Origin of the sequence: Streptomyces sp. NBC_01012 (assembly GCF_045162755.1) — a bacterium.
Lineage (GTDB): Bacteria > Actinomycetota > Actinomycetes > Streptomycetales > Streptomycetaceae > Streptomyces.
In genome coordinates, this window is record NZ_CP108688.1 from 1,860,341 (window position 1) to 1,878,827 (window position 18,487).

Genomic DNA, 18,487 nt, shown 5'->3' on the forward strand with positions numbered 1-18,487 from the left:
AGACGGTAGCGGTGACGCCGACGTGGGCGTGGCCGAGGAGTTCCTTGATGACGACGAGTTCGACGCCCTGCCAAGGGCGTGTACTCGGGCCGCATCGTGGGCTACTCGATCGACACCTGGATGAAGTCCGGTCTCTCGGTGAGGGCCTTGAATCCGTCGCGGCCCGTCGCGGCCAGGTCGCCGGATGCATCGTGCATTCCGACCGCGGGGCGCAATTTCGCTCACCGAATTTCGTGTCCGTTCTCGCACGTCACAGCACGATCGGATCGATGGGAGAGCCGGTGCCGCAGGCGACAACGCGGCCATGGAGAGCTTTTTCGCGCTGCTGCGGAAAACGTCCTCGACCGCCGTGCGCTCATCAGCTACGCAGGACGTTGGAACCTCACGGTTGCCCTCCCTGGTGGCACGGCCGGCTCCGCGGTCATGGTCTGGATCTTCGCAGCCCCCGGCCCTCGAGAAGCAACCGCCGCCTCTGGCCCGGTTCCTCGCCCGCCTGCCCCGCGCCTTCACGGCCTCGCGGACCGGGTTCGGCCGGGGCCCCGAAGCGTCGGCCTGTCCGGACGCCCCCGGCCCCCGGTCAGAACGGCTCGTCCAGTCCCTCCGTGTCCTCCCCCTCGGCCTCGATCGCCTGACGCACCACGCGCAGGGCCATCCCCTCGCCGTACCCCTTGCGCGCGAGCATGCCCGCCAGTCGGCGCAGGCGCTTGTCGCGGTCCAGCCCCCGGGTGGCGCGGAGCTTTCGCGCGACGAGCTCCCTGGCGGTCTCCTCCTCCTGTTCGGGGTCGAGCTGCCCGACCGCCTCGTCGATCACCGTCGGGTCCACCCCCTTGGTGCGCAGCTCCCGCACGAGGGCCCGCCGGGCGAGCCCTCTGCCGTGGTGCCGGGACTCAACCCAGGCGTCCGCGAACGCCGCGTCGTCGATGAGCCCCACATCCTCGAACCGCGAGAGCACCTCTTCCGCGGCCTCGTCGGGGATCTCCCGCTTGCGCAGTGCGTCGGCCAGCTGCTTCCGGGTGCGCGGAGTGCCGGTCAGCAGCCTGAGGCAGATGTTGCGCGCCTGCTCGACCGGGTCTCGCGGTTCCCCCTTCTCGGCCCTCGACGAGGAAGGGGAACCGCTGCTTCTGGTACGGGAGCGGGAGCGACGCCCCGCCCCCTCGCCGAACCCGGCCCCCCGACCGGGCTCCGGGGGCCCCCCGGACGGTTCTGCGGCGTACTCGGGACCGGGGTCCGCGCTCGTGTCAGCACCCGGCCACTCCGTGCGACGCGTCATGCCCTGGCCCTAGCTCTTGGCCGCCGCGGCCTTGGCAGGCTTGGCCTTGGTCGCGGGAGCCGGTACCGACTTGGCCGCCGCATCAGCCGGTGCACCCGCGGTGACCGCCGCATCGGCAGCGGGCTCCGCCGCGGCGTCCTCGGCACGGACACCGACGCCGAGCTTGTCGAGGATCTTCTTCTCGATCTCGTTGGCCAGGTCGGGGTTGTCCTTGAGGAAGTTGCGGGAGTTCTCCTTGCCCTGGCCGAGCTGGTCACCCTCGTACGTGTACCAGGCGCCGGCCTTGCGGACGAAGCCGTGCTCCACGCCCATGTCGATCAGACCGCCCTCACGGCTGATGCCCTGGCCGTAGAGGATGTCGAACTCGGCCTGCTTGAACGGCGGCGCCACCTTGTTCTTGACGACCTTGACGCGGGTGCGGTTGCCCACCGCGTCGGTGCCGTCCTTCAGCGTCTCGATCCGGCGGATGTCCAGCCGCACCGAGGCGTAGAACTTCAGCGCCCGGCCACCGGTCGTGGTCTCCGGCGAACCGAACATCACGCCGATCTTCTCGCGCAGCTGGTTGATGAAGATCGCCGTGGTCTTCGACTGGTTGAGCGCACTGGTGATCTTCCGCAGCGCCTGGCTCATCAGACGCGCCTGCAGACCCACGTGCGAGTCACCCATCTCGCCCTCGATCTCCGCACGGGGCACCAGGGCCGCGACGGAGTCGATGACGATCAGGTCGAGCGCGCCGGAGCGGACGAGCATGTCCACGATCTCGAGCGCCTGCTCGCCGTTGTCCGGCTGCGACAGGATGAGGTTGTCGATGTCGACGCCGAGCTTCTTCGCGTACTCGGGGTCGAGGGCGTGCTCCGCGTCGATGAACGCCACCGAGCCGCCGAGCTTCTGCGCGTTCGCCACGGCGTGCAGCGTCAGCGTCGTCTTACCGGAGGACTCCGGTCCGTACACCTCCACCACACGGCCGCGCGGCAGCCCGCCGACGCCGAGCGCGACGTCGAGTGCGGTGGATCCGGTGGGGATCACCTCGACCGGTTCGTTCGGCCGCTCACCGAGGCGCATCACCGCGCCCTTGCCGAATTGCCGTTCAATCTGTGCGAGTGCGGCGTCCAGCGCCTTCTCGCGGTCGGTTCCTGCCATGGGTTCCACCCGATTTGCTTGAGTCGATCGCTTCACGTCACAGACGCTAACCCCTGCCACTGACAATGGGCCTCGACGTCCTCCCGGCCTGTGGACAACTCCACAGCCGGACCGGCAAAACCCGGCCGGAATCCCATGAGAATGGATGTTCGATTTCACTGTCAAGCGCACCGCGCCGGTCCGGCACGGCCGAGCGTAGTGGCTCGCGACGGCCGGCATAGAAGAGGTCAGTGAGCCGTCGGGCCTGCGTCGCCGGCCCGGCCCACGTCGTCCCCGCCGCCCGACACGGCCCGCCTGATCCTCGACAGCACCGGTTCACCACGGCTCCAGCGACGGCCGCCCTGCACCCTCGGATCGTCCGTCACGTCGTAGCGCTTCACGTAGGCGCCCAGGAAGGCCTGGAGCGTCGCGACCGCGGGAATGGCGATCAGTGCCCCGACCGCACCCATCAGCGCGGTGCCCGCGACCACCGAGCCGAAGGCGACGGCGGGATGGATGTCGACCGTCCTGGCGGTGAGCTTCGGTTGCAGCATGTAGTTCTCGAACTGCTGGTAGACCACGACGAAACCGAGGACCCACAGCGCGTACCACGGGTCGACGGTGAAGGCGATCAGCATGGGCAGCGCACCCGCCAGATACGTGCCGATGGTGGGGATGAACTGCGAGACGAGACCGACCCAGACCGCGAGTGCCGGTGCGTAGGGCACGCCGAGTGCCACCAGCAGGACGTAGTGCGCCACGCCGGAGATCAGCGCCATCAGTCCGCGCGAGTAGATGTAGCCACCGGTCTTGTCGACCGCGATCTCCCAGGCGCGCAGCACCTCGGTCTGCCGGGAGGGCGGCAGCACCGAGCACAGCGCGCGCCGCAGCCTGGGTCCGTCGGCCGCGAAGTAGAAGGAGAACAGGAAGATCATCAAGAGCCGGAACATCCCGCCGAGCACGGTGGTGGAGACGTCCAGCACCCCGGTCGCACTGTTCTGCACGTATTTCTGGAGCCAGTCGGAGTGCAGCAGGCTGTCCTGCACCTGGACCCGGGAGAGCTCCGTGTGGAAGGTCTGGTTGACCCAGTTGATCACCGAGTCGAGGTACTTGGGGAACTCCTCGACCATGTCGACGATCTGGCCGGCGAGCATCGAGCCGAGCAGGAAGACGAAGCCGATCCCGGCGACCAGCACCGCGAGGAAGACCAGGAAGGTGGCGAGCCCCCGGCGCACCCCGTGGTCGGCCATGCGGCTGACCGCCGGCTCGACGGCCAGCGCCAGGAAGAAGGAGATGAGGATGTTGATCAACAGCCCGATGAGCTGGTGGAAGGCCCAGCTCCCCAGCTGGTAGCACCCGAAGAGCGCCAGCGCCATGACCATCGCGCGTGGCAGCCAGGCGGGCATGCGGGCGGGGCCGGTGCCGGGCGGCGGATTCGGCGGAGCGGGCGTCTGGATCTGCGCGGTCTCTTCTGTGGGTGCCACGCGACAAGTCTCGCTCACCGCGGTGACAGTCGACCGCCCGGCCCGGCAGGGGCCGCACGGGCGACGGTGGGACGGGTGCGGCGCAGGTGATGCGGGGTGCTGGTGGGCGCTGCCGGCCGGCTCAGCGCTTGTCCGCGGGCACGCCCATCGCCGAGCAGACCCCGCGCCAGACGTCCTTGGCCTCCCAGCCCGCGGCCAGGGCCTCGTGCACCGTACGGCCGCCGAGCTCCGCCATGACGTGATCGCGTGCGAAGGAGTCGGCGTACGTCTCGCCGAAGTGATCCGCCATCCGTTCCCAGAAAATCGTCAACCGCATGCCCCCAGTATCCCGCTCCTATGAGTGCAGCCGGACCGGGAGGGCCCTGCCGGCGGCAGTTTCCCCTCTACGGTCGGTCCATGGCTGGAACCGGAGCACATCCCCTCGCCCGCGCCGAGCAGTTCGTCTGGCTCACCGCACGCGTTCTCGAACAGCGGCGGTTCGCCCATCTCTTCCTGGAGGGGAGCGCGGACACCGTCGAGATCGCGCTCACCGCCTACCGGAACGAGGACGGTGGTTACGGCCACGCGCTCGAACCCGATCTTCGCGGGCCCGTGAGTCAACCGCTGCACACCGCTCACGCGCTGAGCGTTCTCGACTCGATCGGCCGCTGCGAAGGTCCACGGGTGGAGCGGATCTGCCGCTATCTGACGGACGTGTCCACCAAGGAGGGCGCGCTGCCCGCACTCCACCCCTCCCAGCGCGGCTACCCCGCGGCGCCCTTCATCCCCGTCGTCGACGACCCGCCCGCCGAACTGCTGGCGACGGGCCCGGTGGTCGGGCTGCTGCACCGGAATCAGGTCTGGCACGCCTGGCTGTTCCGGGCCACCGACTTCTGCTGGGCCGCCGTCGACGCCCTTGAGCAGTCCCATCCGTACGAGATCGAGGCGGCCGTCGCCTTCCTGGACGGTGTTCCCGACCGCGGACGCGCCGAATCGGCCGCCGACCGGCTGGGGCGACTCGTGCGCGACCAGCGACTGGTGGTGCTCGATCCTCGGCGCCGCGCGGAGTACCCGGTGGCCGCCGGCTACGCCCCCGAGGAACATCACTTCCCTTACGACTACGCCCGTACGCCGGGGTCGCTCGCCCGTCGGTGGTTCAGCGACGGGGAGCTGGAGAGGTCCCTGGATCATCTGGCGTCCGAACAGGAGGAGGACGGCGGCTGGCCGGTCAACTGGCGGCAGTGGGCACCGGGGACGGCCCTGGAGGGCCGTCCGATCGTGACGCTGAAGGCGTTGCAGACGCTCCGGGCGTACGGCCGGGCCCTGCGCTGATCCGTCCGTCCCCTTCAGAACAGGGCGCGCGCGACCGCTGTGACCACGACGGCGGTGCCGACGACGACGAGGAAGGGAGCCCGCAGGACGAGGGCGAGCGCGGCGGCTGCGAGCCCTGCCGCTCTGGCGTCCAGCACCAGCTGCTGTCCGTCGGCGAAGGTCTGCTGTGCGGTGAGGGCTGCGAGCAGCGCCACAGGCACCAGCGCGGAGAGCCGTTGCACCAAGGGGCGCTCCAGAGCTCCCGCGGGCACCAGGAGACCCAGGAGCTTGGCGAGATAGCAGCCCACGGCGGTGAGCCCGATGGCGATCCAGATGTTCATCGGCCCTCCCCGGGCGTCGTGCGTCCGATGTCGGTCCCGTCGTCCTCCGCGCCCCTGCCTCTGCCCTTGAGGAAGAGGACGAGCGGAGCCGCCAGCGCCGACACGAGTACGGGCGCGCCCGCCGGCAGCACCGGCAGGAGTCCCAGCACCAGCACGACAGCGAGCCCCGCGGTGACACGCTCCGTGGTGCTCTTCAGCATCGGCGCGAGCAGGGCGAGGAACACGGCGGGACCGGCGGCGTCGAGACCCCAGGCGTCGGTGTCGCCGAGCGCCTCAGCCCCGAGTGCGCCGACCAGCGTGGTCAGGTTCCACAGGACGTAGAGCGTGAGCCCCGTGACGGTGAAGCCGATACGCGCGGCACGCCTGGTGGGCTGGGGCAGGGTGACGGCGGTCGTCTCGTCGATGACCCATTGGGCGGCGAGGGGACGCAGGGCGCGCGGCAGGGCGAGGAGCTGCGAAAGCCGCAGTCCGTAGAAGGCGTTGCGGATGCCCAGGAAGAACGCTCCGGCCGCCGCGGTGTAGGGGTTGCCGCCCACCGCGAGAGCGCCCACGAGAGCGAACTGGGAGGCGCCGGTGAAGACGAGGAGGCTCAGCGCGCAGGTCTGGAGAAGGCTCAGTCCTGAGCCCGCCGAGGTCACGCCGAAGGCGAACCCGGAGAGACCTACCGCTGTGCCCACGCCGAGTGCGTCCCGGACGACGGCGCTGTCCGGCTTCTCGCGCAGGGATGCTGTCTGTTCTGCCACGCCCGGAACGCTACGGGGAAAGATCCCTGCCGGTCTTGTACATTCCTGCGCGCTCACGCCGGTAGGCGCCCGGAGGCACTCCCACGATCCGGGTGAAATGACGGTTGAGATGGGGCTGGTCGGTGAAGCCGACGGCAGCGGCGGCCTCCGCGGGCGCGGTCCCCGTGTCGAGCATGCGCCGCGCACGGCGGACCCGGGCGTCGGTGAGCCAGGTGTGCGGGGGCATCCCGTACTCCTTCTTGAAGGCGCGCAGCAGCGCGAACGGACTGGTGCCCAGCTCGGCGGCGAGCGCTTCCAGGGTGGGCGGCCGCGCCATCCGCTCCTCCAGCGCGTTCCGCGCACGTGCGGCATCACGGGCACCGGCGAAGCGCGAGGCCCTGCCCGGCAGCACGTCGCCGTGGCGGTCGAGCAGCCGGGCGACCAGGACGCGCAGGACGCTGTCGGCGGCCAGGGCGTTGCCCTCCTCCGCCGCCCGGTGGACCTCGGTGATCAGCCGGGCTGCGTACGGGTCGGGCACGCCGGTCTCGGCGAAGCCGACGGTGCCGCGCAGATCCGTCAGCTCGGCCGCGATGTCGTTGACCACCTGGGCCGACGGATAGAGCGTGGCGTACACCCATCCCTCGGGCACCCCGGCGCGTGCGGTGTGCGGCACCTCCGGATTGATCATGATCACGGTGCCGGGTCCTGCGTGCATGGTGCCGTCGGGGAGTCCGACGTCCTCGACCCCGCCGGTGATCGTGGCGATGACGTAGCCCTCGTGGCTGTGGCGGGGAAAGGTGTGGCGAACGTACCGGGCCCGCAGCAGATGCAGGTCGGGCAGCTCCGCGTACTGCCAGTGCCTCGCCCATTCCTGTGTCGTCCCGGGCTCGGTCATGCTCGTATTCTCGCAGGTCCGGGCGGGTGGCCGAAGTCCGGGAATGCGGGCGGGCGGCATCTCCACCGGCCGTTGTCAGTGGCGGGGTGCACGATGGGGGTCATGGCAGGTTCCGCACTCGATTCGTTCTCGCCCGCGACCCGTAGCTGGTTCGCGGGCGCCTTCGACGCGCCCACCTCGGCCCAGGAGGGCGCCTGGCGGGCCATCGGCGAGGGTTCGGACGTGCTGGTCGTCGCTCCGACCGGTTCGGGCAAGACACTCGCCGCCTTCCTCGCCTCCCTGGACCGGCTGGCGGCCGTGCCGCCGCCCGCCGAGACGAAGAAGCGCTGCCGGGTGCTGTACGTGTCACCGATGAAGGCCCTCGCGGTGGACGTGGAACGGAATCTCCGTTCTCCGCTGACCGGGATCCGTCAGGAGTCGGTGCGCCTGGGCCTGCCGGAGCCGGAGATCCGGGTGGGGATCCGTTCCGGCGACACCCCGCCGGCCGAGCGCCGTTCGATGGCGACGAAGCCCCCGGACATCCTGATCACCACCCCCGAGTCCCTGTTCCTGATGCTCACGTCGTCGACCAGGGACGCGCTCGCCGGGATCGAGACGGTGATCGTGGACGAGGTGCATGCCGTCGCGGGCACCAAGCGCGGTGCCCACCTCGCGCTGTCGCTGGAGCGTCTGGACGAGCTGCTGCCGAGGCCCGCGCGGCGTATCGGGCTGTCGGCGACGGTCCGCCCGGTCGACGAGGTCGCCCGGTTCCTGTCGCCGCAGCGGAAGGTGGAGATCGTCCAGCCACGCTCCACCAAGGAGTTCGACCTCTCCGTCGTGGTTCCGGTGGAGGATCTGGGCGAGCTGAGCGGCTCCCCCGCCACGGGCGACGAGGGCGGCCAGGCGGAGAAGCCGTCGATCTGGCCCCATGTCGAGGAGCGGATCGCCGATCTCGTCCAGGCACACCGCTCCACGATCGTCTTCGCCAATTCCCGGCGGCTGGCGGAGCGCCTGTGCAACCGGCTGAACGAGATCGCCCACGAGCGGGCGACCGGCAGCGCCTTCGAGGAGGATCCGGGGGCGGGCCGGCCCCTGCCCGAGGCCCACTCCCCCGCCGAGATCATGGCCCAGTCCGGGGCCGCCAAGGGTGCACCGGCGGTCCTGGCCCGTGCGCACCACGGCTCGGTGTCCAAGGAGCAGCGCTCCCAGGTCGAGGAGGACCTCAAGGCGGGCCGGCTGCCTGCCGTGGTCGCCACCTCCAGCCTGGAGCTGGGGATCGACATGGGCGCGGTCGACCTGGTGATCCAGGTCGAGTCGCCGCCGTCCGTGGCATCGGGACTGCAGCGGGTGGGGCGCGCCGGGCACCAGGTCGGCGCCGTGTCCACCGGGGTGGTCTTCCCCAAGTACCGGGGTGATCTGGTGCAGGCCGCCGTCGTCACCGAGCGGATGCGTGAGGGCGCCATCGAGGCGCTGCGGATCCCGTCCAACCCTCTGGACGTCCTCGCCCAGCAGATCGTCGCCACGGTGGCGCTCGACAGCTGGCAGGCGGACGACCTGCTGGCCCTCGCCCGCCGGGCGGCCCCCTTCGCCGCGCTCCCGGAATCGGCGTTCACCTCCGTGCTCGACATGCTCGCCGGGCGCTATCCGTCCGACGCGTTCGCGGAGCTGCGCCCCCGCGTGGTGTGGGACCGCGTCACCGGCACGGTCACGGGCCGCCCCGGCGCCCAGCGGCTCGCCGTCACCTCGGGGGGCACCATTCCCGACCGCGGGCTCTTCGGCGTCTTCCTGGCGGGCGCCGACCCGAAGAAGGGCGGCGGACGCGTCGGCGAGCTGGACGAGGAGATGGTCTACGAGTCCCGGGCAGGTGATGTCTTCACCCTGGGCACCACATCCTGGCGGATCGAGGACATCACCCGGGACCGGGTCCTGGTCTCGCCCGCCCCCGGGGTCCCCGGCAGGCTGCCGTTCTGGAAGGGCGACCAGCTGGGCCGGCCGCTGGAGCTGGGCCGTGCGCTGGGTGCGTTCCTCCGCGAGATCGGCGGGCTGTCCACCGAGGACGCCAGACTCCGGCTGCTCGCCGCGGGGCTCGACGCCTGGGCCGCCGACAACATTCTGTCCTACCTCGACGAGCAGCGCCGGGCCTGCGGCCACGTCCCCGACGACCGGACCATCCTGGTCGAGAGGTTCCGTGACGAGCTGGGTGACTGGCGCGTCGTGGTGCATTCACCGTTCGGCGCCCAGGTGCACGCCCCGTGGGCCCTGGCCCTGTCCGCCCGGCTCGGCGAGCGGTACGGCATGGACGCACAGGTCATGCACGCGGACGACGGCATCGTGCTGCGGCTGCCCGACGCCGATCTGATGGGTCTGGACCTCCTCGACTTCGATCCGGTCCAGGCGGACGCCCCGGGCGAGGCCGGAGGCGGACCGGCGCGCGGCGAGCCCGGCCCGGTGTTCCCCGCCACCGGGTACGACAGCGAGCAGCCGCCCGTCGGAGCCACCGACGTGGTGTTCGACAGGAGCGAGATCGGCCAGGTCGTCACCGAACAGGTCGGCGGATCCGCCCTGTTCGCCTCCCGGTTCCGTGAATGCGCCGCGCGTGCGCTGCTGCTGCCCAGACGCAGCCCGGGAAAGCGCACCCCTCTGTGGCAGCAGCGCCAGCGCGCCTCCCAGCTGCTCCAGGTGGCCTCCGAGTTCGGCTCGTTCCCGATCGTCCTCGAAGCGGTCCGCGAGTGCCTTCAGGACGTCTTCGACGTCCCGGGTCTCACCGAGCTGATGGGCGACCTGGAGTCGCGCCGTATCCGTCTGGTCGAGGTGACGACGCCCGAGCCGTCACCGTTCGCCCGTTCCCTCCTCTTCGGCTATGTCGCGCAGTTCCTGTACGAGGGTGACTCGCCCCTCGCCGAGCGGCGGGCGGCTGCGCTCTCGCTCGACTCCCATCTCCTGGCCGAGCTGCTCGGCCAGGCGGAGCTGCGGGAGCTGCTGGACGCCGACGTCCTGGGCGAGCTGGAGCGGGAGCTCCAGTGGCTGACCGACGACAGGAAGATCAAGGATGTCGAGGGGGTCGCCGATCTGCTGCGGGTGCTCGGCCCCCTCACCGACGCCGAGCTGGCGGAGCGCGGCGCGCGGAGCGGATGGGCGGCGGAGCTTGAGGCGTCCCGGCGCGCCATCCAGGTCCGCATCGGCGGAACGGCTCACCGGGCGGCTGTCGAGGACGCGGGCCGGCTGCGGGACGCGCTCGGCACCGCGCTTCCGGTGGGAGTCCCCGAGGCGTTCACCGAGCCGGTCAAGGATCCGCTCGGCGACCTCCTCGCCCGGTTCGCCCGTACGCACGGCCCGTTCACCACGACGCAGGCGGCGAGCCGTTTCGGCCTGGGCACCGCCGTCACGGACGGGGCGCTGCAGCGGCTCGCCGCTTCGGGCCGCGTCGTCCAGGGCGAGTTCCACCCCGCCGGCATCGGCCAGGAGTGGTGCGATGCCACGGTCCTGCGCAGGCTGCGCCGTCGTTCGCTGGCCTCGCTCCGCCAGGAGCTGGAGCCCGTTCCGCCGACCGCGCTGGCCGGCTTCCTCCCCCAGTGGCAGCACGTCGGCGACAACAGTCTGCGAGGCATCGACGGACTGGCCCGCGCCATCGAGCAGTTGCAGGGCGCCCCCGTCCCCGCGTCCGCCCTGGAGAAGCTGATCCTGCCGAGCAGGGTCGCGGGCTACACCCCCGCCATGCTCGACGAGCTGACGACCACAGGCGAGGTCGTCTGGGCGGGCGCGGGCGCCCTCCCGGGAAAGGACGGCTGGCTCTCCGTCCATCTCGCCGACAGCGCGCCGCTGCTCCTCCCGCCGCCCCTCCCGCTGGAGGAGACCGCGTTGCACGAGTCGGTTCTGACCGTGCTCTCCGGTGGGTTCGGGCTCTTCTTCCGGCAGATCGCCGATCAGGTCCGTGCCACCACCCATCCGGACTGCACCGATCCGCAGCTGGCCGAAGCCCTCTGGGATCTGGTCTGGTCGGGCCGCCTCACCAATGACACGCTCGCGCCCCTGCGTTCGCTCCTCGGATCGGGGCGTACGGCGGGCTCCACCGCCCATCGCGCACGGCGCAATGTGCCACGCGGCCGTTACGGGACGCTGACCGCGGCCGCCCGTCCCGCGTCCCGCACCGGTCCGCCGACGGTGTCCGGACGCTGGTCGCTGCTGCCACCGCCCGAGCCCGAGCCGACCCATCGCGCGCATGCCCTGGCCAGGACGCTCCTGGACCGCCACGGTGTGGTGACGCGTGGCGCGGTGCAGGCCGAGGGCGTCGAGGGCGGGTTCTCGGCGGTCTACCGGATCCTTGCCGCGTTCGAGGACAGCGGGCAGGCCCGCCGTGGTTATGTCGTCGAGGGGCTGGGAGCGGCCCAGTTCGCCATGGACGGCGCCGTGGACCGGCTCCGCGCGGTGTCCACCGCGCGCGACCGCGCGGACCCGGGCGCCGCTCCCCGCGCGCTGGTCCTCGCGGCGGCCGACCCCGCCAACGCGTACGGCGCCGCCCTGCCCTGGCCCGAGTCGCCGGACGGCGCGGGACACAAGCCGGGCCGCAAGGCGGGTGCGCTCGTGGTCCTCGTGGACGGCGAGCTGACGCTCTACATGGAGCGTGGCGGCAAGTCCCTCCTCGCATGGCCCACGGACCCCGCCGACCCGGCGCTCCACGCCGCGGCCGGGGCCCTCGCCTCGGCCGCCCGCGCGGGGACGCTGGGCACGATCACGGTGGAGCGTACGAACGGCGCTTCCTCCCTCACCTCCCCGCTGGGCCGCACCCTGGAGGCGGCCGGCTTCCTCGCCACTCCGAGAGGCCTGCGGCTGCGCGCCTGAGCACGACCGGCTTCGGCGCGAGCCGGGGACCCCCGCGCGGCACGGTCGGCGCATCATGGACGCATGCCCGAAGGTGACACGGTCCTGCAGACCGCCCGGCGTCTCGACGCGGCACTCGCCGGCCAGGTGCTCACGGTCGGCGACCTGCGGGTCCCCCGCTTCGCCACGGCCGATCTGTCCGGCCGGACGGTCCTGGGCGTCACGGCACGCGGCAAGCACCTGCTGACCCGCTTCCAGGACGGCCTCACTCTTCACAGCCATCTGCGCATGGAGGGTGCCTGGCGTGTGTACGACGCCGGAGAACGCTGGCGGGGCGGGCCCGGCCACCAGATCCGCGCCGTGCTCGCCACCGCTGAGCACACCGCCGTCGGCTATCGACTGCCCGTGCTCGAACTGCTGCGCACCGTGGACGAGGGGCAGGTCGTGGGGCACCTGGGGCCCGATCTGCTGGGTCCGGACTGGGACCCGGACATCGCTCTGCGTCATCTGCTCGCCGACCCGGGGCGCCCGGTCGGGGACGCGCTACTGGACCAGCGCAATCTGGCCGGTATCGGCAATGTCTATATGTGCGAGCTCTGCTTCATGGCCCGTGCGACGCCCTGGCTTCCGGTCGGCGAGCTGCCCCCGAGGACCCCGGCACGTCTGGTCAGCACGGCCGAACAGCTCCTGGCGGCCAATCGCGACCGTCCGATGAGGACCACGACCGGCGCGACCCCCGCCCTGTCCCGGGGCCGCACGCGGGAGCGTCTCTTCGTCTACGGGCGGGCCGGGCGCCCCTGCCTGCGCTGTCGCACGACCGTCCGGGTGGCGGACCGTGACAACCGTCCCGCCTACTGGTGTCCGCACTGCCAGACCGGACCGGTCCCCGTCCCGTGATCGCTAGGAGGATATGTCCCTGCGGTCCGGGTCAGGACCGTCCGGGTCACGACCGTCCAGGTCACGACCGCCCAAGCCGGGACCACCCACAGCGCGCTCACTCCGCACCGTGGACGCCACATGGACGGGCAGAAGGCTCAGCCCCCATCCCCCGGCCGCCACCGCGCCCTCGACCAGTCCGGTGTGCCTGGGCTCAAGAAGCAGCCGCAGCACCGCCCACCACCACACGCCACCGAGGACGAGCGCCGGCACCCATCGCCGCACCATGGCTGCCTCCTCCGGCCGACGCTAGTACGGCACGATCTCCTGGCGGGAGGGCGCATCGGTGCACGACCAGGCGTGCACACGGCGCAAGCGGAACCACAGCGATTCCGGCGGCCTTCCGGCCTCTCCCGCAGTTTCTCCCGGGTCGGCGCCGACTGCATCCCGCGGCTGCCCCGGGCATGCCGGTGCCCCGCGGACGGGATCCGCGGGGCACCGGTGGAGGATCGACTTCTACTTGTCGTCGTCGGTGAGGGAATCCTTGAGTCCCTTCGCGCGATCGCCCGCGGCGCCCAGCGTGTCCTCCGCCTTGGCCTTGGCCTGGTCGGACTTGCCCTCGGTCTCCTTGCGGCGGTCGCCGGTGACCTTGCCGGTCGCTTCCTTGGCCTTGCCCTTGAGCTTGTCCATGGCGCTCTTGTCCGTCACGGTGATTCCTTCCTCGGGTGCGAGGGGGTACGAGTTCGGCTTCAGGCGCTTTCCGCCTGGAACATCCAGGCGTGCTTCTCGAGATCCGCGGTGAGCGTGATCAGGATGTCCTGACTGACGGGATCGGGTTCGTCGGTCGCCTCGATCCGCTCCCGCATGCGGTCGATGACCACACGGAGCGCGTCGACGAGCACCTTCACCGCCTCGACGTCCTTGATCCAGCCGTCGGGCACGGAATCGATCGCCGTCGTCTTCGCGAGCGTCCGGGACCGGCCGTCCGGGTTGACGCCGACCGCGGAAGCCCTCTCCGCCACCGTGTCCGAGTGCTGCCGCGCCGTGTCGACGACCTCGTCGAGCTGAAGGTGCACGGAGCGGAAGCGCGGGCCGACCACGTTCCAGTGGACCTGCTTGGCCACCAGCGAGAGGTCGATCAGATCGACCAGCGCACCTTGCAGCGCGTCTCCGACGGCCTTGCGATCCGTATCGGACAAGGCGCTCTTCACGACAGACATGCACTTCTCCGTTCAGATTGCTGTTCGTCTAGCTTGTTCGCCTTACCATCTGTCCACAATGTCACATATGACCCTAAAGGGGCATCCGAGTGCTGTTCCGGGGAATTGCCCTTCGGCCTCACCCCCCGCCTGCCCCGCGAACGGGCTCGCACACACCGGATACGCGAAAGCCCCGGCCGGCCCCTCTCGGGGCCGGCCGGGGCTTTCGTTCACCATGGACCGTGCGGTCAGGCGGCGACGACATCCACCGCTTCTGCGGGCGCCTTGATGGTCACCCGTCCCGTCGGAACGCCGGCGACCGACGCGACAGAGACGGAATTGAGCATCGGGCGTACCGGCACAGGCACTGCATCACTGGCTGCTGCCGACTCGGCCAGCTCGGCCAGCGACAGCTCATCGCTCACTTCACGCATGAGCTCGGACATCCGTACGTCCAACGCGTCGCAAATGGCGGAGAGCAGCTCGGAGGACGCCTCCTTCTGCCCCCGCTCCACCTCGGAGAGATAGCCGAGCGAGACTCGGGCGGACGAGGAGACTTCGCGCAGAGTACGGCCTTGGCGCTGGCGCTGCCGACGCAGCACGTCACCAAGCAGGCGACGGAGCAGAATCATCGGTGGCTCCCTCCTCGGACCGCGTAGCCGTATCCTTCACGCCCCACCGTACCGCCTTGCGCTGCGGCCGTGCGGGGAGCGATGTCGTGTTCACTCAGGGCTGCAAACATCAATTCCCCCCGTTCTGTTCCGTATCCTGTGTCCTCGCATTTTCACCGAGTTCGCCGGAGAGCAGGTGGAGCAGGCTCCGCACACTCTCCTTACGGATGTCCGCCCTCCCGCCGTTCAACCTCAGCTCGGCCACTTTCTGTACACCCCCCGGCCCCGAAACGGCTATGAAGACCGTTCCGACGGGTCTGCCGTCCTGCGGCTCGGGCCCGGCGACCCCGGTGGTCGAGATGCCCCAGTCCGCGCCCAGCACCCGGCGTACACCTGCGGCCATCTCCAGGGCGACATCCGGGTCCACCGCGCCGCGACCGTCCAGCAGCGCGGCGTCGACACCCAGCACATCCCGCTTCAGAGACGTGGCATACGCCGTGACGGACCCGCGGAAGCACTTCGAGGCCCCGGGGACGGAGGTGAGCTCGGCGGCCACCAGACCGCCGGTGAGGGACTCGGCGACCGCGAGCGTCTGACCGCGCCCCTGAAGCTGCCGCAGGACCTGCGGGGCCGCGGACGTCACCGCTCGGCCTCCGCTGCGCTCCGGGTGCCGGCCGCGCTCTCCCCGGCCGCCTCCATGGCGGCAGCGGCCCGCTCCGCCTCGATCCCGCGGCGGCGCAGCACGACGGCCTGGCGTACGTAGTCGAGGCCGGTGACGACCGTCAGGACGACGGCCACCATCATCACCCAGAAGCGCATGGTCGCCAGGGGGCCCGTCAGCGCCAGGACGTACATGCCGACGGCGACGCCCTGGGCCAGGGTCTTCATCTTCCCGCCCCGGCTGGCGGGGATCACCGAGTGCCTGATGACCCAGAAACGCATGAGCGTGATGCCGAGCTCACGGAAGAGGATCACGCCGGTGATCCACCAGGGCAGATCCCCGAGCCAGGAGAGGCAGATCAGCGCCGCACCCATGATCGCCTTGTCCGCGATCGGGTCGGCGATCTTCCCGAAGTCGGTGACCAGGTTGTACGCGCGTGCCAGATGGCCGTCGAACACATCGGTGATCATCGCGACGGCGAAGGCCGCCCAGGCGAAGGAACGCCAGACCGGGTCGTAGCCGCCGTCGTGCAGGAGCAGCATGACGAAACCGGGGACGAGCAGCAGCCGCGCCATCGTGAGGATGTTCGCGATGTTCCACAGACCGGCCTGGTTGACGGCCGCCGCGCCCAGCTTGCCGCCGCGGGGCGCCGGCGTCGCGCCGGAGCCGCCTGCCGCGGATGCCGGGGCTCCCGTCATCTGGCCGCCTCCGCGAGCTCGTGGTGTTCGGCCACGAGGTCCACTCCCTCGGTGCCCACTGCCTTCGCTTCGACCATACGGCCCGGCACGAGCCCCTCGCGTGCGGTGAAGACGACCTGGCCGTCCGTTTCCGGCGCCTGGTGGGCGGCCCGGCCCACCGCCACGGGTCCGTCCTCCTCGGACTCCACCGACTCGACGAGGACCTGGAGGGTTTCGCCGACCCGCTCCTCGGCACGCTGCGAGGTCAGCTCCTCGGCGAGCTGCGAGATGTGCGCGAGGCGCTCGGCGATGACATCGGCGTCCAGCTTGTTCTCGTAACCGACCGCCTCGGTGCCGTCCTCGTCGGAGTAGCCGAAGACCCCGATGGCGTCCAGGCGTGCGCCGGTGAGGAAGCGTTCCAGCTCGGCGAGGTCGGCCTCCGTCTCACCGGGGAACCCCACGATGAAGTTCGATCGCGCACCGGCCTGCGGCGCCTTCGATCGAATGGTGTCCAGCAGTTCGAGGAAACGGTCCGTGTCACCGAATCTGCGCATCGCGCGCAGCACGCCGGGGGCGGAGTGCTGGAAGGAGAGGTCGAAGTACGGGGCGACCTTCGGCGTCGAGGTGAGTACGTCGATCAGGCCCGGCCGCATCTCGGCGGGCTGCAGATAGCTGACGCGGATCCGCTCGATCCCGTCGACGTCGGCGAGCTCGGGCAGCAGGGTCTCCAGCAGCCTGATGTCACCGAGGTCCTTGCCGTACGAGGTGTTGTTCTCGGAGACCAGCATGACCTCCTTGACGCCCTGGCCGGCGAGCCAGCGGGTCTCACCGAGTACGTCGGACGGGCGCCGTGAGATGAACGAGCCGCGGAAGGAGGGGATGGCGCAGAACGAGCAGCGCCGGTCACAGCCCGACGCGAGCTTCACCGAGGCCACCGGGCTGGTGCCCAGCCTCCGGCGCAGCGGCGCCCGCGGCCCGGAGACCGGCGCGATGCCTTCCGGCAGGTCCGCGGGGGCCGGTGTGATCTCCTGGGCGTGCCCGGGGAGCGCGACGGCTGTGTCCTGGCGCTCGGCCGGGCTGATCGGCAGCAGCTTGCGCCGGTCGCGCGGGGTGTGGGAGGCGTGGATGCCGCCGTTGAGGATGGTCTGCAGGCGGTCGGAGATGTCGGTGTAGTCGTCGAAGCCGAGCACCCCGTCCGCTTCGGGCAGCGCCTCGGCAAGGTCCTTGCCGTAGCGCTCGGCCATGCAGCCGACGGCCACGACGGCCTGGGTTCTGCCGTGATCCTTCAGATCGTTGGCTTCGAGCAGGGCGTCGACGGAGTCCTTCTTGGCAGCTTCGACGAACCCACAGGTGTTGACCACGGCGACATCCGCGTCCGTGGCGTTCTCGACGAGCTCCCAGCCGTCCGCTGCCAAGCGGCCTGCGAGCTCCTCCGAGTCCACCTCGTTACGGGCGCAGCCAAGAGTGACAAGGGCGACGGTACGGCGTTCGGGCATGGACTCAAGACTACTTTGTCCCGGCAGTCCTCCTGCCGTGCAGGGTTCACTGCTACGCGGAGTGACCGAACAGTCGGTGAAGGGGCGGAAAACGAGAACGGTGAGTGCCCAGCACCTGCCGGGCACTCACCGCGGGAAGAGTGGAGAGGTCAGCCGACCTCGGGGTCACCCTTGGTGTACGAAAGCCGCTCGACCTGACCCGATTCAAACTGGTCTTCGACCTGCTTGCCGTTCACGAAGAGCTCGATCGCCCCGGCGTCCCCGAGGACGAGGTCGACGCGCTCCTTGTCCTGGAAGGTCTTGGAGTCACCCTCGGCCAGCAGACCGTCGAAGAGCACCCGTCCGTTGTGGTCCTTGGCGGAGATCCAGCTCTTGCCCGAGTTGGCGCTGATCCTGACCGTCACCTTGTCCCGGGGAGCCGCGGCGATGGCGCTTTCGGAGGGAGCGGGCTTGGGGTCGGCGGGCTTGGTCGGGGTGGGCTTGGCCGTGGCCTTGTCGGGGGTCGAGCCCTCGGCGACCTGCGTCGAGCCCGAACCCTCGTCGTCGCCGCTGAAGAGCGTGAAGCCGACGAAGCCGACCACGGCGACGATCGCGGCCACCATGGCAGCGGTCCAGTTGGGCCGGCGGGGTTCGGAGCGGATACGTTCCGCCTCGAACAGCGGGGCCGCGGGTGTGGGCGCGGGACGGCCGCCGTGCTCGGCGTCGAACTCCTCGATCAGCGGATCGGGGTCCAGCCGGACGGCGCGGGCGAGCATACGGATGTGGCCGCGGGCGTAGACGTCGCCGCCGCAGCGGGAGAAGTCGTCCTCCTCGATCGCGTGCACGATGGGGATGCGCACCCGGGTGGAGCTGCTGACTTCCTCGACCGTCAGACCTGCGGCGATACGAGCCTGCTGAAGCGCGCGACCGATCGAAGGCCGGTCGTCTTCGGGGGAGTTGCCGATGGACACGGGGGCGCCTTTCGAGCGTGAGCCACCTGCTGGATGTTCAGTCTAGGGGTGGTACGAAAGGGTGGGGCAACCGGGAGCGACGACTTTGTACGCCATCGG

At 70.8% G+C, this 18,487-nt stretch carries 18 protein-coding genes and 1 pseudogene; 4 read left to right on the top strand and 15 right to left on the bottom strand.

The window, feature by feature from the left end; all coding sequences use genetic code 11:
- Positions 1-72: 72 nt before the first annotated feature.
- A pseudogene (locus OG623_RS08060) lies at positions 73-435 on the top strand (IS3 family transposase); the annotation flags it as partial.
- A 142-nt stretch (positions 436-577) separates the two neighbouring features.
- Here the strand turns inward: OG623_RS08060 and recX are convergent.
- The 4 genes from recX to OG623_RS08080 form a co-directional block, all read right to left on the bottom strand.
- A complete protein-coding gene (gene recX / locus OG623_RS08065; protein WP_406145523.1) occupies positions 578-1,270 on the bottom strand; it encodes a recombination regulator RecX in 693 nt (230 codons plus the stop codon).
- Between the two features lie 9 nt (positions 1,271-1,279).
- Entirely contained in the window at positions 1,280-2,410 is a 1,131-nt protein-coding gene (recA, locus tag OG623_RS08070) for a recombinase RecA (RefSeq protein ID WP_406145524.1), read from the bottom strand.
- Between the two features lie 227 nt (positions 2,411-2,637).
- Positions 2,638-3,795, bottom strand: a complete 1,158-nt coding sequence (locus tag OG623_RS08075; protein ID WP_406151734.1) for an AI-2E family transporter — start codon at positions 3,793-3,795, stop codon at positions 2,638-2,640.
- Positions 3,796-3,994: 199 nt separating this feature from the next.
- Entirely contained in the window at positions 3,995-4,189 is a 195-nt protein-coding gene (locus tag OG623_RS08080; RefSeq protein ID WP_406145525.1) for a DUF3046 domain-containing protein, read from the bottom strand.
- 80 nt (positions 4,190-4,269) lie between these two features.
- On the opposite strand from OG623_RS08080, the gene OG623_RS08085 reads away from it, so the two are divergent.
- A complete protein-coding gene (locus OG623_RS08085; protein ID WP_406145526.1) occupies positions 4,270-5,184 on the top strand; it encodes a hypothetical protein in 915 nt (304 codons plus the stop codon).
- 14 nt (positions 5,185-5,198) lie between these two features.
- Here OG623_RS08085 and OG623_RS08090 read toward each other — a convergent pair whose 3' ends face one another.
- Genes OG623_RS08090 through OG623_RS08100 form a run of 3 tightly spaced genes read right to left on the bottom strand, consistent with a single transcriptional unit; the run spans position 5,199 to position 7,121 of the window.
- Positions 5,199-5,504, bottom strand: a complete 306-nt coding sequence (locus OG623_RS08090) for an AzlD domain-containing protein (protein ID WP_406145527.1) — start codon at positions 5,502-5,504, stop codon at positions 5,199-5,201.
- Positions 5,501-6,247, bottom strand: coding sequence for an AzlC family ABC transporter permease (locus tag OG623_RS08095; RefSeq protein WP_406145528.1), 747 nt, complete (start codon positions 6,245-6,247; stop codon positions 5,501-5,503). The genes OG623_RS08090 and OG623_RS08095 overlap by 4 nt, the downstream gene beginning before the upstream one ends.
- Positions 6,248-6,257: 10 nt before the next feature.
- A complete protein-coding gene (locus OG623_RS08100; protein WP_406145529.1) occupies positions 6,258-7,121 on the bottom strand; it encodes an AraC family transcriptional regulator in 864 nt (287 codons plus the stop codon).
- Between the two features lie 102 nt (positions 7,122-7,223).
- Between OG623_RS08100 and OG623_RS08105 the strand changes: the two genes are divergently transcribed.
- Together OG623_RS08105 and OG623_RS08110 are read left to right on the top strand one after the other, a co-directional pair.
- Positions 7,224-11,939: a DEAD/DEAH box helicase gene (locus tag OG623_RS08105; protein WP_406145530.1), complete on the top strand. Its 4,716-nt coding sequence runs from the start codon at positions 7,224-7,226 to the stop codon at positions 11,937-11,939.
- A 63-nt stretch (positions 11,940-12,002) separates the two neighbouring features.
- Positions 12,003-12,815 (top strand): Fpg/Nei family DNA glycosylase, encoded by an 813-nt coding sequence (locus tag OG623_RS08110; RefSeq protein WP_406145532.1) that lies wholly within the window; start codon positions 12,003-12,005, stop codon positions 12,813-12,815.
- A gap of 3 nt (positions 12,816-12,818) precedes the next feature.
- On the opposite strand, the gene OG623_RS08115 is transcribed toward OG623_RS08110, so the two are convergent.
- The 8 genes from OG623_RS08115 to OG623_RS08150 form a co-directional block, all read right to left on the bottom strand.
- The gene (locus OG623_RS08115) at positions 12,819-13,082 is read right to left on the bottom strand and encodes a hypothetical protein (protein ID WP_406145534.1); all 264 of its coding nucleotides are present in this window, start codon (positions 13,080-13,082) and stop codon (positions 12,819-12,821) included.
- A gap of 228 nt (positions 13,083-13,310) precedes the next feature.
- A complete protein-coding gene (locus tag OG623_RS08120; RefSeq protein WP_406145535.1) occupies positions 13,311-13,502 on the bottom strand; it encodes a CsbD family protein in 192 nt (63 codons plus the stop codon).
- A 41-nt stretch (positions 13,503-13,543) separates the two neighbouring features.
- Positions 13,544-14,014, bottom strand: a complete 471-nt coding sequence (locus OG623_RS08125; RefSeq protein WP_406145536.1) for a Dps family protein — start codon at positions 14,012-14,014, stop codon at positions 13,544-13,546.
- A 227-nt stretch (positions 14,015-14,241) separates the two neighbouring features.
- On the bottom strand, positions 14,242-14,625 hold the full coding sequence (locus OG623_RS08130; protein ID WP_014153702.1) for a helix-turn-helix domain-containing protein: 384 nt from the start codon (positions 14,623-14,625) through the stop codon (positions 14,242-14,244).
- Positions 14,626-14,734: 109 nt separating this feature from the next.
- Complete coding sequence (locus tag OG623_RS08135) at positions 14,735-15,247, bottom strand: CinA family protein (protein ID WP_406145538.1); 513 nt, start codon at positions 15,245-15,247, stop codon at positions 14,735-14,737.
- Positions 15,244-15,963: a CDP-diacylglycerol--glycerol-3-phosphate 3-phosphatidyltransferase gene (gene pgsA, locus OG623_RS08140; RefSeq protein WP_406145539.1), complete on the bottom strand. Its 720-nt coding sequence runs from the start codon at positions 15,961-15,963 to the stop codon at positions 15,244-15,246. The genes OG623_RS08135 and pgsA overlap by 4 nt, the downstream gene beginning before the upstream one ends.
- On the bottom strand, positions 15,960-17,438 hold the full coding sequence (rimO, locus tag OG623_RS08145) for a 30S ribosomal protein S12 methylthiotransferase RimO (protein WP_406145541.1): 1,479 nt from the start codon (positions 17,436-17,438) through the stop codon (positions 15,960-15,962). Before rimO ends, pgsA begins: the two co-directional genes overlap by 4 nt.
- A 149-nt stretch (positions 17,439-17,587) precedes the next feature.
- Positions 17,588-18,388 (bottom strand): helix-turn-helix domain-containing protein, encoded by an 801-nt coding sequence (locus OG623_RS08150; protein ID WP_406145542.1) that lies wholly within the window; start codon positions 18,386-18,388, stop codon positions 17,588-17,590.
- Positions 18,389-18,487: the final 99 nt, after the last annotated feature.

What these genes read in the sequence shown, in the direction of transcription:
- OG623_RS08085 (WP_406145526.1), top strand. Translation starts at nt 4,270, where the DNA reads ATGGCTGGAACCGGAGCACATCCCCTCGCCCGCGCCGAGCAGTTCGTC.
- OG623_RS08125 (WP_406145536.1), bottom strand. Translation starts at nt 14,014, where the DNA reads ATGTCTGTCGTGAAGAGCGCCTTGTCCGATACGGATCGCAAGGCCGTC.
- OG623_RS08115 (WP_406145534.1), bottom strand. Translation starts at nt 13,082, where the DNA reads ATGGTGCGGCGATGGGTGCCGGCGCTCGTCCTCGGTGGCGTGTGGTGG.
- OG623_RS08100 (WP_406145529.1), bottom strand. Translation starts at nt 7,121, where the DNA reads ATGACCGAGCCCGGGACGACACAGGAATGGGCGAGGCACTGGCAGTAC.
- OG623_RS08105 (WP_406145530.1), top strand. Translation starts at nt 7,224, where the DNA reads ATGGCAGGTTCCGCACTCGATTCGTTCTCGCCCGCGACCCGTAGCTGG.
- OG623_RS08080 (WP_406145525.1), bottom strand. Translation starts at nt 4,189, where the DNA reads ATGCGGTTGACGATTTTCTGGGAACGGATGGCGGATCACTTCGGCGAG.
- pgsA (WP_406145539.1), bottom strand. Translation starts at nt 15,963, where the DNA reads ATGACGGGAGCCCCGGCATCCGCGGCAGGCGGCTCCGGCGCGACGCCG.
- recA (WP_406145524.1), bottom strand. Translation starts at nt 2,410, where the DNA reads ATGGCAGGAACCGACCGCGAGAAGGCGCTGGACGCCGCACTCGCACAG.
- rimO (WP_406145541.1), bottom strand. Translation starts at nt 17,438, where the DNA reads ATGCCCGAACGCCGTACCGTCGCCCTTGTCACTCTTGGCTGCGCCCGT.
- recX (WP_406145523.1), bottom strand. Translation starts at nt 1,270, where the DNA reads ATGACGCGTCGCACGGAGTGGCCGGGTGCTGACACGAGCGCGGACCCC.
- OG623_RS08090 (WP_406145527.1), bottom strand. Translation starts at nt 5,504, where the DNA reads ATGAACATCTGGATCGCCATCGGGCTCACCGCCGTGGGCTGCTATCTC.
- OG623_RS08110 (WP_406145532.1), top strand. Translation starts at nt 12,003, where the DNA reads ATGCCCGAAGGTGACACGGTCCTGCAGACCGCCCGGCGTCTCGACGCG.
- OG623_RS08130 (WP_014153702.1), bottom strand. Translation starts at nt 14,625, where the DNA reads ATGATTCTGCTCCGTCGCCTGCTTGGTGACGTGCTGCGTCGGCAGCGC.
- OG623_RS08075 (WP_406151734.1), bottom strand. Translation starts at nt 3,795, where the DNA reads ATGCCCGCCTGGCTGCCACGCGCGATGGTCATGGCGCTGGCGCTCTTC.